Genomic DNA, 13420 nt, shown 5'->3' on the forward strand with positions numbered 1-13420 from the left:
CCCGGCGAGGCGGGTGTTTCCTTTGACCGGCTATTGCCGGCGAACGTTGGCGTTGGTGGCGGTGCCGTTGCTGAAGTCGGCATCGCAGGAGTAGTTGAATGTGTCGGTGCGGTTGTTGCGTCCGCGGGCATCGAGAGTGCCGGTGATGCGGTCGCGACGGGCCGCATTGTTGTCCGTATTGGTGGTGCGGAACCGGATGTTGGAGTAACCCTGCTGCTGCGAGTCGGCGCGCAGCGCGTCCTGGCAGGCGCGGATGGAATCGTTGATGCGGGCGCGTCCGCCGCCGCCGCCATTGCCCCACCCGTTGCCGTTGCCATTGCCGCCGCTGCCCCAGCCGCTACCGTTGCCTCTACCCCCGCCGCTGCCCCAACCGCTGCCATTGCCACCGCCCCAGCCGCCACCGCTGCCGGCGCTGCCATTGCCGCCGCGCCATTCGAGATCAAAGGTGTAGCCTTCCGTGCCGCCCTTGGAGTCCTCAATGCGGACCACGGCCACGCCGCGATTGTTGCGAGGATCCTGGATGAGCTCAACGCGCCCGCGGCCGTCGATGCCCTTGAAGCGGAAGTCCGACATATTGAGAGGCATGGTGCCGTCACACTGGAAGCGGCGCCACTGCGAGGGCTGTCCGGTCAATGTCCGGATGCGGCCCTGCGTGCCGCGGACTTCCACCTCGGCCACCGCATCCACCACCACCTCGATGGTGCACTTGCCCGATTCGATATTGGAGCCATTCACCGTGGCCTGGTAGGTGGCGACGGACTGTGCCTGTGCGGCAAGGCCCATCGCAAGGCACGATATGGCGGCTATCTGCAATTTCATTCTGATCATCGAAGTCCTCCTGACTGAATGGGATAAACCCAGTGTCACTGCATGCGGCCATTCGAACACGGCCTGCAAAACCCTCATATGATTCTAACCGCACCCCTTCGCCGGGAGAAACCGGATTGTGCGCCCCGTGTACACTCTTGGAATGCTCATTTTGTTCCTGCTGCTGCTGCAGCCTGCGGCGCCCTGGGTTTCCCTGTTTGACGGCCGCACCCCGGCGGGTTGGCTGGAGGTGACAGGCCAGCCGTTTCCGGCCAAGTCGTGGGTAGTGGAGGACGGCTGCCTGAAGGCCCGTGTGGTGGACGGCGGGTTTCAGGACATCCGCAGCGAAGCGACATTCCGCGCCTTCGAGCTCGAATTTGAGTGGAAGATCGAGCCCGGCGGCAACTCGGGCGTGAAGTACCTCATAGAGAAGGTGGACAGCTGGAAGGCTCCGAAAGGGGAAGGGAACAACGCGCGGGGCCGCGGTCCGGAATACCAGTTGATTGACGATGACGTGAACGCCGATTCCAAGGGCCGTCCGGACAAGCAGACCGCGTCCCTGTACGGGAAGATTGCGCCGGCCACGCATGCCGTGAAGCCGCCGGGCGAGTTCAACCTGTCGCGCATTGTCGTACACGGCGGACACGTGGAGCACTGGCTGAACGGTGTGAAGGAACTGGAGTACGAAGCACCAGTGAAAGAGAGCCCCATCGTGCTGCAAAACCACCACTCGGTGGTGTGGTTTCGCAGCGTGAGAATTCGGCGGCTGGACTAGATCGAAAGGTAACCTCGCCCTCCCTGCGCTCGCCCCCATGTGATAGAACTTAGTGGTATTTCAGTTCCCCTCTTTGACTGTCTGAATTAGGAGTTCGTCATGAGTACACGAAGAACCTTCGTCGCCGGCGCAGGCGGCGTAGTTGTCTCCCACCTTGCCGCGAAGAAGGCCATGGCCGCCAATGACAAGCTTCGCATTGCCGTAATCGGCACCAACGGCCGCGGCAAAGACCACATTCAGGGCATCATGCAGCAGCCGGACGCGGAGGTTGTCACGTTGTGCGACGTCGACCTGAAGGTCGGCAATGCCCGTGCCGAGGCGTTCGAAAAGAAATATGGCAAGAAGCCGCAAGTGGTGCAGGACATGCGCCGCGTCTTCGATGACAAGAACATCGACGCGGTGACCATCGCGACGCCAAACCACTGGCATTCGCTCGCCGCCATCTGGGCGTGCCAGGCCGGCAAGGACGTTTACGTCGAAAAGCCCGGTTCGCACAACATCTATGAAGGCCGGAAGCTGGTGGAAGCGGCCCACAAGTACAAGCGGATTGTGCAGCACGGTGTGCAGCTGCGCTCGTCGACCGCGGTCCGCGAAGCCGTGGCGCACCTGGAAAAGGGCGTGATCGGCAACGTGTACATGTCGCGAGGCCTGGTGTTCCGGTGGCGTCCGTCCATCGGCAAGAAGGGTGTCGAGGCGGTACCGGAAGGGCTCGATTACGAAATGTGGACCGGCCCGGCGGAGAAGGAACCTTTCAGCCGCCGCATTGTTCACTACAACTGGCACTGGACCTGGAACTACGGCAACGGCGACGTCGGCAACCAGGGCATCCACGAGACCGACCTCTGCATGTGGGGCCTGGGTGTGAAGGGGTTCCCGTCGAAGATCACGGCCATGGGCGGCAAGTTCCTCTTTGACGACGACAAGATCACGCCCGAAGTGCTGACCACGCTCTACCACTACCCCGACGAGAAGAAGCTGATCCAGTTCGAAGTTCGTCCGTGGTGTACAAACAACGAAGACGGCGCGTCGGTGGGCAACATCTTCTATGGTTCCGAAGGCTACATGGTGATCAAAGGCTATGACACCTACGAGACCTATCTGGGCCAAAAGAAGGAGAAGGGTCCCTCGGGCAAGGCGGGCGGCGACCATTACGCCAACTGGATCAAGGCGATCCGCAGCCGCAAGACGGAAGACCAGCACGGTCCGGTGGAGACGGCGCACCTGGCCAGCGGCCTGGCGCACCTGGGCAATATTTCGTATCGCCTGGGCCGCGTTCTGAACTTCGATCCGGCGAAGGAGAAGTTCGTGAACGACAAGGAAGCCGACACGCACCTGACGCGCAACTACCGCAAGGGCTTTGAAGTTCCGGCCAAGGTCTGAGTTCGATCCTATCTTTTAGAAACGCTCCGCTTCTCCACCGCGTCAACCGTGACAGGAGAAGCGGAGCATGAGACTCCTCACAACCACACTTTTTACCCTGATGCTGGCCTGCACCGCGCAAGCGGGCGTGGGCATTAGCATAAACATCGGATCAGCTCCGTACTACGGCTACGCGCCGCCGGATGTGGCGTACGTACAGCGGTACGTGCCGGAATACGACATGCCGCGCGTGTTTGTAATTGCGCGCTACGCGCATGTGCATCCCACGGTGGTGGTCGATATGTACCGCCGCGGCTATGGCTGGGACGGCATCTGCTCGCGTTACCGCGTGCCGATGGCTGCGTTCGACTCGTATTACGGCCCGCGTGGCCGGTATTACGCGCCGCCTCCACCGCCGCCCCGCTACTACGGCGGGTACTCGTACGCGCCGCGGGGCAATGGATTCTATGATGGCCGGGGTTACGACCGGAATTACAACCGCGGCTACGACCGGCGCTATGACAAGCATTGGGACAAGCGCTATGACAAGCATCACGACCGCGGCCGGGGTCATGACCGGGGCCGCTGGTAGGCAGTCGATGATCCGCTTCTGAGATTGAGTTGGGAAGAGACTCCGGATCCACCGGAGCCGGACTAGGGAAGAAGGCGCAGGGCGATTTCGATTGCCTTGCGCCTTTTGGTTTATCGGCCGGACCTGCCTGCCGGCCGGCTAAATCGGCTAGGCTTAATTCGAGTGAATTGGAGACAGTGTGCGTGGCAGTTGTGCTCGAATTACGCTGGCGGTTCTGACAATTTCCATAGGCCTGGCGCAGCCTGCCTGGCCGCAGAGGGAGCTGCCGCGGATTCAGGCGGACTATGCGGCGGCCGACGCCGAGCTGCACAGGCACCTCCAATTCGAGCAGTGGCTGGACAATGAGCCCGGCACGCCCGAAGTGCTGGCACGGTATTGGGCGCTGGTCCGTGAGTGGGTCGCCGCCTGGATGGATGCTCACCCTGCCGAAGGCATGCAAGGCGCGAAGACAGCGCTCACAACCATTGCTCCCTCTGAGTCCCCCCGGATCCTTGTATTGAACGAGAACACCGTGTTGGTGGCAGCGCCCGGGGCCATTGGCAACGTTTTCATTGTCATCAAGGCCTCTGACAGGCACCGCGTAGCTTGGAGCATCGATCAAGCCGGTGGGCAACCCGCGAAATTTGCCGACACGCTGGCAGATTGGCGGGCCGGGTCGCCGGGTTCTCTTGTGCCGGCGCTGGGCGCTCTGCCTGAGGATCGCCAGGGTAGGGCGCGGTTCTATATCGATGCGGCGTATGCGCAGTCCGCGGGCGGCAGCGGTACGAAGCAGTTCAGCCTGTGGATTTGGGACGGGCAGGCGGCGCGCGCGCTGGTTATGCGGGACTATCGGGTGACGTGGTTCCAATCCAAAATCACGCGGCTGGAAGGAGACATCCTTAAGGTCCACGAGAAGAGGCAATTTCGAATGTTCTTTGCGTGCGCCGGCTGCGAAGAACGTCAAACCGATTGGATCATGCGTGTGACTCCGGATGGCGTCGAGGATTTGGGCGAAATCAGCACGGTACCTGAACTGGATGCCGTGGATGAGCTGTTCTACCGGCTCACGCGTGGCGAACCGGCAACACGAGTGGCCTCCCCAGAAGCCATTGCCGCGGCTACCTCCCTCCTGGAGAAGGCGCGCGACTCCAACCCCGGAAAAGACTTCCGGGAGGCCAATTCCCTTGGGATGATCATGTCCCAGTCAGGTCAAAGGATTGCTGACAACGCATTGGTCTGTCTGGCCACCTTCGACATCGATTTGAGCGCTTTCAGACTGAAGCGGGTGGATGATGGATGGTACGTGGCGTCGATTGCCAAAGGTACAGAGGCGTGCGGAGAAGGGCAGGCACGCAGACCGGACCCGGCGCGATGAGCACCTCACCCCCACCACGGCTCCCCGTCCACCAGGTTCGCCTTCAGATACTCCTGATTCAGATCCAGCCCGAGCCCAGCGCCCATTGGCACCTTTAACTTGCTCTGCCGCACCTCCGGAGGATTCGAAGCCGCCATCTTCTCCACATGTCTTGTCGGCCGGCCCAGCGCGCTTTCACTGCGGTAGAAGTTCTGGATCGAGGCTCCGAAATGCGCATTCGCGATGGTCAGGATGAGTGACCCCACGTTGTGGAGCGCAACCGGCGTACGGGTCAACGCGGCATAATCGGCGATCTTCTTCGTACCCGTCAGGCCGCCCGCGAAGGCGAGATCCGGATGCACGATGTCGGCGACCTGCGTGTCGAGGAAGGGCTTGAAGCCGCGGACCAGTTCCAGCTTCTCGCCGGTCAGGATGGGGATTCGTGTAGAGCGCTTCAGCGCCGCCCAGCCCTCGTGGAACGTGACGTTCAGCGGGTCTTCCAGGAACAGCGGGTTCATTGACTCCACGGCCTTTGCCACGCCGATCGCACTGGGCGTGTCCATCTCGTTGTGGCAGTGCACGGCGATGTCGATCTCGTCGCCCACCGCGTCGCGAGTGTTCGTATACGCCGCATGCACCTTGCGCAGATCCTCGGGCATCAGCGTGTTGGCATAGCGCGCCGCCGGCACACCCAACACCGGATCAATGCCGTTCTTGAAGGCGTTGAAGCCTTCGGGCATGGCCTTGATGCGCGCCGCCCATTCGCGGCACGAGCCTTTGTCGAGCATGTTGAAACCCAGGCCGTGCGAGTACATCGGAATCGCATCGCGGAACGGCCCGCCCATCAAAACGCACACCGGCTTGTTCAGGATCTTGCCGGCCAGGTCCCACAGCGCCATGTCGATGCCCGAGATCACGCCGATCTGGGCCATGTATGTATGCATGAGCGAGGTCATCTGGTGGAAGTGGACCTCGATCGCCAGCGGGTCCTTCCCGATGAGGAGATTGCGCATGGTCTCGATGCGTGCCCGCGCCATGGGACCCGACGCTCCGGCCTCGCCATAGCCCACCAGCCCGGCATCGGTCTCAATTCTGATGAGGCAGTTGTTAGCGATGTTTTTGATCGCCATCGCCTTGACGGCTGTGATCTTCACCTTGCCGGCCTCGGGCGCGGCCAGCGCCTGCAATCCAGGAAACACGGTGGCGGCAGGCAGCGCGGCCAGGGCGCGTAGCAGCGTGCGGCGGCTGAGTTGGGCTGTGATCATGGGAGCACCTCCGGGCTTTGAGACTATCGCATCCGTTGGCCCGATGCACCGCTCCGGCCGCCGCGCCCGCTATCCTGGAACGAGTGAGTGGATTCGTCGACATTCTCAGAACCAACCGCAATTACCGCAATTGCTGGCTGGGTCAGATCGTCAGCGAGGTCGGCGACCATTTCAATTCCATCGCCGTTCTCAGCCTGGCGCTGCACCTGACGGGCAGCGGAGCCACGGTGGGCGCGGTGATGATCGCGCGCGTGCTGCCGGCCATCCTCGCCGGACCCATCGCCGGCCTGGCGCTGGACCGCATGGATCGCCGCAAGATCATGGTAGCGTCGGACCTGCTGCGCTGCGTTGTCGCGCTGCTCCACATCCTGCTGCTGACTTACCGCGAAACCTGGCTGCTCTATGTGTTGAGCGGCCTGCTGATGTTCGCGTCGCCGTTCTTCAATAGCGGGCGCTCCGCCATCCTGCCGCGCATCGCCAGTCGCGAAGAATTGCACAGTGCGAACGCGCTGACGCAGACTACGTCCTGGCTGACGCTCTCCATCGGCACCATGCTGGGCGGCATCTCCACCGGAGCCCTGGGGTACCGCTGGGCCTTTGTGGCCAACGCGATGAGCTTCCTGTTCAGCGCCATCGCAATCTGGAGCCTGAAGTCGCCCGAGGGCCACTTCCGGCCTCTGCGCGATGTGGCCGCGGCCAAGCGGCAATCGAACTACCAGGAGTTCCGTGAGGGCCTGCGGTACATGTCGACGCGGCCCCTGATCCTCGGCATCGCCCTGCTGGGCGTGGGCTGGTCCACGGGCGGCGGCGCGGCGCAGGTGCTGTTCACGCTGTTCGGAGAAGTAGTGTTCAAGGCCGGCCCCAAAGGCATCGGGCTCATCTGGAGCTTCGCCGGCATCGGACTCGTTCTCGGCGGCATGCTGGGGCATCGCATGGGCCCCAAGTACACGTTCGAGCGCTACAAACATGCCGTGACCATCGCGTTCTTCCTGCATGGCCTGTGTTACGTCATTTTCAGTGTGATGCCGGAGATCTGGGGCGCCATGATCTTCATCGCCTTCTCGCGCGTGGCGATGGGCTTCAATTCGGTGCTGAACCGCACGATCCTGCTGCTGCATATCCCGGACGGGTTGCGCGGGCGCGTGTTCACGACGGTGGAGACCATGGCCAATGCAGTGATGATGTTGTCGATGGGCGCGGCGGGCGTGGCCTCGACGCACTATTCGGCGCGCGAGATCGGTGTGGTGGCGGGCGGCCTCAGCGCGTCGACGGCGCTGTTTTGGGCCTGGGCCAACGCGGCCGGCAAGCTCACGGAGCCGGAGCAGGATTGGCAGGAGCCAAAGCGCGAGTTCAGCGAACCTGTAACGCCAGCGTGAGGTCGGCCTTCAACGTAGAGAGCAGCGCCGCCTGCGCCGCTTCCAGGAAGAAGTGTCCGCCTTTGAACTCGGAGTGGCGGAAGGACTGCGTCGTTTGGAGGCCCCAGGCGGCGAGATGTTCCGCCGTGACATTGGGGTCAGCTTCGCCGCCGTACGCGAAGAGAGGCAGGTCCAGCGGCCCCTGGGCTTCGTAGGCGTAGTGGCGGTAGAGTCGCGCATCGGACAGCAGCGCCGGCAACGCCAGCTTCAGCAACTCGGGGTTGTTCAGGACGCTGGGCGGGAAGCCCTCCAGGCGCCGCAGTTCCTCAATGAAGTCGCGCATCGACGGCTCCGGCGGAGGGACGTGATTCAGGCGGTACTGCGGAGCGCGGGCTCCGGAGACGTGCAGCGAGACGGGCATCGGCAGCCCCTCTTGGCGCAGCGCGCGGGCCAGTTCGAAGCTGATGCCGGCGCCCATGCTGTGGCCGAAGAAGGAGAACGGAGCATCGAGGAACGGGCGCAGCTCCTTGAGCAAGGCCTCGACCAAAGGCCCCATGCGTTCGAAGGCGGGCTCGGCTGCGCGGGTCTCGCGGCCCGGCAGGCGCACCGGGACGACGCAGGCGAGAGCGGTGAGTTTGTCGCGCCAGGCACGGTAGGGCAGGGCTCCGCCTCCGGCCCAGGGGAAGCAGAAGAGCTTCGTGCGGCCGGCCGGGACTTCTTCGATACCCGGGAGCCAGGGGTTGCTGTCGGGCTTGGCGGCCGTGTTGTGCTGCCTCAGGCGCAGGGCGAGCAGCTTCTTCTTTTCTTCGCTCAGGACGGGCCGCACGGCCGGGGCCGGTGGCTGCCGCTTGGGCTTCTGCAGTAGTCCTTCCAACACGCTTTCGAACGGCAGCACGTTCAGATTCGCGGCATACTCCAGCGCGGCTTTGCGCGAGGCGGCGGCCAGTTCCTGCCAATGCGGCTCGTCAGTGGTGAGGCGTTCCATCACCTTGTGCCACGGAGCGACGTCCTGCGGCGGGACCTCGGCCACCGGCACCATGCTGGCATCGACTGACGGCTTGTACTTCACGATGGGGTTGACGCGGATCAGGTACGGCACGCCGAGCTTGGCCTCGTGCAGGCCGCCGACGTCGCTGGCGACCACTGGAATGCCGCGCGACATCGCTTCCAGTACGATGCGCGAACGCGCTTCGGCCCACACCGATGGCACCAGCATCACCTTGGTCTGGCGCAGCAGGCCGTCGATGTTGTCCATCTGGTTGAGTAGCGTAATGTTGGGCCGCTGACGCATGGCCGCCAGCTCGTCGATCTGCGTACCCCAGGTGGGGATGGCGGCGAACTGGACGTGCGGCATGCGGTCAGCCAGTTCCACGAAGATGGAGATGCCCTTCACGGCGCAGGGGTTCACCATCGCCACGTAGGGGTTTTCGAAGCGGCCCAGCAGGGGGAAGTCGCGGGTGTCCTCCAGCAGAGAGATGGGGACGTGAATGGCATCGATGCCGCTCCATTCGCGCACATAGCCGGCCACATAGTGGCTGACGCCCACGGTAGCGTCGGCGCGCTTCAGCACTTCGGTCTTCGAGGCCGAGACCATCGAACTGTCGGGTCCGAAGGGTACGGCGATGGTGGCGCGCACCAGGTAGACGACCCGGGCGTTGGGCGCCTTCACCGCGATGTCGAACAGGAGCTGGCCGGGATCGTCGGTCGAGGTGATGATAATGTCGGGCTGGAACTCGTCGATCTGCGCCTGGAAGAAGCCGCGCAGGTGTGGGCTCAATGACAGGACTCGCACCACCACGCCGCCCAGTTCATAGCGGATCCCGGTGCCGTCCGACCCGTCCGGTTCCACGCCCCGCGACCGCAACGCCTGCAACATCGCGTCGTGGCCTTCCTGGCCGAATTGCTCCACGCGGGTCGCCACGCGCACCGCATGGCCGCGTTCCACCAGCGCTTCCATCAACAACCGGTTCGATTTGTCGCCGCCGCCGAGGGAAGGGAAGTAAGTGGAGTTGTGCGCCAGCAGAACCTTCACGACTGCTCCTTCTTCTGCTTGAGCCGCGCCAGCAGCAGGGCCCGCTTCGCCGGGTCCAATGCCTTCAGCTTCTCCTCCGCCGATTGTATGCGTTTGTGCTCGCCGATGGGCTGGGTGGCGGCCGGCAGGCTGCGCAGGTGCTTCTCGAAGTCGGCCACGTCCAGGGTGGCGACGAAACGCAGGCCGGCCTCGCGCGACTGCCGCGCCTCGCGCCAGTAGGCAGACTCGTTGGTCAGCAGCGTGTGCAGTGCCGCGGCCCAGGGTTCCAGGTCCTGCGGCGGCACAATCGCTTTCGGCATCAACGTGTCGTCGAAGGTGCGCTCATAACGGTCCACAGGACGCACTGGTACGACAAAGCCGGTGCCGGCCTTGGCTTCCAGCAGGCCGCCGGAATTGCTGGCGATCACCGGCAGGCCGCGCAGCATGGCCTCCATGGCGATGAGCCCGAAGCCTTCATACCAGACCGAGGGCATCAGCAGGAGTCGGGCCTGCTCCAGCACCTCCTCGATGTCCGGAACATTCTTAAGTAATCGTGTATTGGGCAGGCGCTCCAGCGCGGCGCGGTCAGCGGCGGTGGTGCCCCAGCCGTTCAGGGCCGCAAATTCGATGTCCGGGAAGCGCGCGGCGAGTTCCAGGAAGATGCTGACGCCCTTCACCGCGCAGGGGTTGATCATCAGTACAAAGCCCGAGCCGAAGCGCCCGAACTGCCGGTAAGGCGGCTGCCCGTAAAGCGGCGGGTGGATCACTACGGCCCCGCGGCCCAGGTGTTCCTGGATATAGCCCGCCATGTGATGGCCGATCGCGACCACGCTGACGGCGTTCCGGGCGATCTCCGTGCCGGCCGTGTCGCGATTCCAGCTTTCCGGCCCGAACGGATAGAACTGCGGCGTGTGGGCGAGATAGACGATGCGGCCCGGAGCCACTGTGCCTGCTTCGCGCAGCAGCACGTGGCTGACGTCTTCACTCGACACCAGCACCCAATCCGGCTGGAATGTTTGAATGTGGGCAGCCAGGACAGTCACACGAAACGACAGGTCCTTCACGCCGTGGATCGTGATGCCGTCGACCACCGTAGTGCGGTCGGCCGCGCCGTCGACGGTGGGTGAGACCACCACGCACTGGTGGCCCTTCGACGCGAGGTGCCGCAGCCAGGCCAGGTTCGACCGCGTCGACCCGCCCCGCGGCGGATCATACGACGCGTTCGACGTCAGCAGGATGCGCATTAGTGCTGCCCGCTCTCGCCTGCCTGCTCTTCCTGTTGCAGCAGGGCCTGTACTTCCTCATCCGACAGCCCTTCGATCTCGGCCAGCAGGGCGTGATACTCATCGGCGTCCATGGCGCCCAGTTGGTGCGCTTCGATGGTGCGCGCCAGTTCACCCAGCGTCAATGTGCCCGAGTAGACATCGTCTACCGAAAGCTCGACGCCGAACTCTTCCTTCACCCGCATCAGCAGGAGAACGGCCAGCAGCGAGTGACCGCCGAGGTCGAAGAAGTTGCAGTTGACCGAGGTGGCTGGGCGCTCCAGCAGTTCTGTCCAGATCGCGGCCAGCCGGCGTTCGACATCGCTGGCCGGAGCATCGGGTGCCGTGGAATTGGCGAGCACGGCCTGCGCCTGGCGGCGAACTTCGTTGACCACCTGGGCCGGGGTCCGCAGGTCATGGGCAATGCGCGCGAATTCGACGAAGCGCCGTACGGCCGGCGCCTTGGGTTTCGACTTGGACTTCGGCGCCACCTCATCGGCATTGAGACGATTCGGCTTCCACCGCAGCGCCTGCAACTCCGTGGCCGGGTAGCGGTAGACGATCTCGTCGCCTTCGGTCTCGACCGTCCCGAACCCAATGCTGTCCAGGAATTGCCGAGCCGGCATGTTCTTTGAGGTCGGGCGAAAGGCCACGGTCACTGTGTAGATGCCGTGGTCCAGGGCCTCTTCGGCCAGCGCGGAGAGCATGCGATGCTCCACGCCGCGGCCCAGGGCGCGGCAACTCAGCAGGAATGTGTCCACCCGCATTTCGGACTCGCGACGTTCCACGATGAGCACACCCACCAGGCCGTACTCGCCAAAGCGGTCGGACACTTCGCCGGTGAAGCAGCGGTAGCGGCCGTCGGCCAGCAGCGCCTGGATCTCCTGCTCGTTGCGGCGCACGGTGGTGCAGTTGAACTGGTTGGTGCGCTGTGTAAGCTGCGCCACGCGGCCCAGGCGTTCCGCGGCCAGCGCCTGGAAGTCCACCCGCAGGTTCAGGCCGGCGATGAACTCCTCCAGACTGGTGGCGCGCTTGATCTCGCGGCCGAATTCCAGGGTCTGGGCATAGAGGGTGCTGCGCTGCCGGTCTTCCTCGGTGATCACCGGGTGGTCGAAGGCCCAGATGTGGTGCAGGAAATCGGGCAGTTCCTCGATGTCTTCAGGCAGCACCAGCGGCAGGGCCTCGGGCGCCCCATCGGCCACTTCGGCGCACTCTTTCGGATTGTCGTCAAGGAAAATGAACGTATCCAGGCCGACATTCAGTTCCTCAGCCAGTGACGACAGGTTGCCGGCTTTCGATTCCCAGTTCAGCCGCCAGGCGGTGAAGTGGCGCAATTGCAGGGGGAATTCGGGGTGGGCGGCGAAGGTGTCGAAGACGTCCTGCTCGTTGTTCTTGCTCGCCATCACCAGCAGCATGCCGGCCTCGCGCTGCTCCAGCAGGAACTGATGCAGCATCTTCCGCGGCGCGTCCAACGTGACGCCGGCCGGGCCGTCTTCCCCGCAGATGCCGCGCCACAGCGTGTTGTCGCAATCCACCGCGATCACCTTGTAAGGCGGCATGAACATCGCCTGCGCGCGCCGCACCAGCGCGGTGCCCAGGGCGGCGAAATACTGCTCCGTATAGGGGATCCGGCCCAGGCGCTCGCCTTCGGCATCGTGCTGGTTCTCCACCGGGTAAGTCCGGTCGATCTCCGTATAGTCGATGCACTGGATGCCGGGTGTTTCGCCCAGTGTATGGGCAATCACACGCCGCGCGCGTTCCAGGCTGGCGGCGCAGGCCGGATCGGCGGCAAATTCCGGTGACGGCGGGCAGAGGCAGAACAGGATGGGCGCCGGCAGGTGTGAGGGCGCTGACCTCAGCGCACCGGTCATTTCCTGCACGATCTCTTCGAGGCGCTGCAGGCTCTCCGTGCTGTAGCTCTCAAAGTGGCCCAGATCCTCATAACGGCACAACACCAGGTTCACACCATGGTCGTTCTGCGCGAATTCGCCGGATGGATCCAGCACGGTCTGCAGGATCTGGTCGTAGGGCGCAAAGCGCAGATCCAATTCCCGATTCAGGACCCGGCCCCAGAATGCCAGCACCGGCCGGATGGGCTCGGCCGTAAAGTTAGCGCTGACAGCTACGCGGAAGGTCGGGTGATGCGCTTGGTGACTGTTGTTGGATTCGTTCACTGGTTTGTTATTCGCTCGCGGCAACAGGCCGCGTTCAAGGTCCGGAGGGCAGAATCTCGAGGCTCTGGTTCCCATAGCCATTGTATCGTCCCGGCTATCTTCTGACGCGGCTCAGGCACGCTTGCGTTTCCCCTTCCTGGCCTTCGCCCGCCGGGCGGCCTCGACGGCCAGGCGCCCCCATCGTTCCATCTCTTCCTCATTGTCGAAAAATGCAGGCGGCGGAGCGTAGTACTGCATCACCTCCGGCTTGTCGGGAAACGGCTGGAAGGGCTTCAGTCCGAGGTCCGTGAAATTCGCCTTGGAAAGCTCATCCGCCTTCAGATACAACGTGTTGCCGGCCACCAGGGCGAATGTCAGCCCGTCGCAATACAGGCAGTGGCCGCCGAACATGGCTCGTGCCGAGATCTCGCCCAGAGGCGAAAGCCACTCATGCAGGAAGTCCAGATATTGATTACTCGCACCCATGGGGTTCCTTCCAGGATATGAT

General features: G+C 63.7%; 11 protein-coding genes. 5 read left to right on the plus strand and 6 right to left on the minus strand.

The features are described from left to right. Window positions 1-30: 30 nt before the first annotated feature. Entirely contained in the window at window positions 31-828 is a 798-nt protein-coding gene (locus ACR9Y2_RS33150; RefSeq protein WP_435046169.1) for a hypothetical protein, read from the minus strand. A gap of 127 nt (window positions 829-955) precedes the next feature. Here ACR9Y2_RS33150 and ACR9Y2_RS33155 point away from each other — a divergent pair, with 127 nt between their 5' ends. From ACR9Y2_RS33155 to ACR9Y2_RS33170, 4 genes are all read left to right on the plus strand, one after another. Continuing rightward, the gene (locus ACR9Y2_RS33155) at window positions 956-1582 is read left to right on the plus strand and encodes a 3-keto-disaccharide hydrolase (RefSeq protein WP_435046170.1); all 627 of its coding nucleotides are present in this window, start codon (window positions 956-958) and stop codon (window positions 1580-1582) included. Between the two features lie 99 nt (window positions 1583-1681). Then, window positions 1682-2962, plus strand: coding sequence for a Gfo/Idh/MocA family protein (locus tag ACR9Y2_RS33160; RefSeq protein ID WP_435046171.1), 1281 nt, complete (start codon window positions 1682-1684; stop codon window positions 2960-2962). A gap of 67 nt (window positions 2963-3029) precedes the next feature. Further along, the gene (locus tag ACR9Y2_RS33165) at window positions 3030-3533 is read left to right on the plus strand and encodes a hypothetical protein (protein WP_435046172.1); all 504 of its coding nucleotides are present in this window, start codon (window positions 3030-3032) and stop codon (window positions 3531-3533) included. A gap of 178 nt (window positions 3534-3711) precedes the next feature. Further along, entirely contained in the window at window positions 3712-4887 is a 1176-nt protein-coding gene (locus ACR9Y2_RS33170; protein ID WP_435046173.1) for a hypothetical protein, read from the plus strand. Window positions 4888-4892: 5 nt separating this feature from the next. On the opposite strand, the gene ACR9Y2_RS33175 is transcribed toward ACR9Y2_RS33170, so the two are convergent. Next, window positions 4893-6131: a mandelate racemase/muconate lactonizing enzyme family protein gene (locus ACR9Y2_RS33175; protein WP_435046174.1), complete on the minus strand. Its 1239-nt coding sequence runs from the start codon at window positions 6129-6131 to the stop codon at window positions 4893-4895. Window positions 6132-6148: 17 nt separating this feature from the next. Here ACR9Y2_RS33175 and ACR9Y2_RS33180 point away from each other — a divergent pair, with 17 nt between their 5' ends. Continuing rightward, window positions 6149-7507: an MFS transporter gene (locus ACR9Y2_RS33180; RefSeq protein WP_435046175.1), complete on the plus strand. Its 1359-nt coding sequence runs from the start codon at window positions 6149-6151 to the stop codon at window positions 7505-7507. Here ACR9Y2_RS33180 and ACR9Y2_RS33185 read toward each other — a convergent pair. The 4 genes from ACR9Y2_RS33185 to ACR9Y2_RS33200 all read right to left on the minus strand — a co-directional run bounded on the left by ACR9Y2_RS33185 (window position 7482) and on the right by ACR9Y2_RS33200 (window position 13398). Further along, entirely contained in the window at window positions 7482-9518 is a 2037-nt protein-coding gene (locus ACR9Y2_RS33185; RefSeq protein ID WP_435046176.1) for a thioesterase domain-containing protein, read from the minus strand. The two genes, ACR9Y2_RS33180 and ACR9Y2_RS33185, sit on opposite strands and share 26 nt — an antisense overlap. Then, window positions 9515-10741: a glycosyltransferase family 4 protein gene (locus tag ACR9Y2_RS33190; protein ID WP_435046177.1), complete on the minus strand. Its 1227-nt coding sequence runs from the start codon at window positions 10739-10741 to the stop codon at window positions 9515-9517. Before ACR9Y2_RS33190 ends, ACR9Y2_RS33185 begins: the two co-directional genes overlap by 4 nt. Continuing rightward, the gene (locus ACR9Y2_RS33195; protein WP_435046178.1) at window positions 10741-12933 is read right to left on the minus strand and encodes an HAD-IIIC family phosphatase; all 2193 of its coding nucleotides are present in this window, start codon (window positions 12931-12933) and stop codon (window positions 10741-10743) included. Before ACR9Y2_RS33195 ends, ACR9Y2_RS33190 begins: the two co-directional genes overlap by 1 nt. A gap of 111 nt (window positions 12934-13044) precedes the next feature. Beyond that, the gene (locus tag ACR9Y2_RS33200) at window positions 13045-13398 is read right to left on the minus strand and encodes a TfoX/Sxy family protein (RefSeq protein ID WP_435046179.1); all 354 of its coding nucleotides are present in this window, start codon (window positions 13396-13398) and stop codon (window positions 13045-13047) included. Window positions 13399-13420: the final 22 nt, after the last annotated feature.

The sequence above is a fragment of the Paludibaculum fermentans genome, from assembly GCF_051172195.1.
Classification (GTDB): Bacteria; Acidobacteriota; Terriglobia; order Bryobacterales; family Bryobacteraceae; genus Paludibaculum; species Paludibaculum fermentans_A.

Excerpts from the sequence above, each read along its gene's own strand:
- ACR9Y2_RS33150 (WP_435046169.1), bottom strand. The coding sequence starts at position 828 with ATGATCAGAATGAAATTGCAGATAGCCGCCATATCGTGCCTTGCGATG.
- ACR9Y2_RS33190 (WP_435046177.1), bottom strand. The coding sequence starts at position 10,741 with ATGCGCATCCTGCTGACGTCGAACGCGTCGTATGATCCGCCGCGGGGC.
- ACR9Y2_RS33175 (WP_435046174.1), bottom strand. The coding sequence starts at position 6,131 with ATGATCACAGCCCAACTCAGCCGCCGCACGCTGCTACGCGCCCTGGCC.
- ACR9Y2_RS33160 (WP_435046171.1), top strand. The coding sequence starts at position 1,682 with ATGAGTACACGAAGAACCTTCGTCGCCGGCGCAGGCGGCGTAGTTGTC.
- ACR9Y2_RS33200 (WP_435046179.1), bottom strand. The coding sequence starts at position 13,398 with ATGGGTGCGAGTAATCAATATCTGGACTTCCTGCATGAGTGGCTTTCG.
- ACR9Y2_RS33165 (WP_435046172.1), top strand. The coding sequence starts at position 3,030 with ATGAGACTCCTCACAACCACACTTTTTACCCTGATGCTGGCCTGCACC.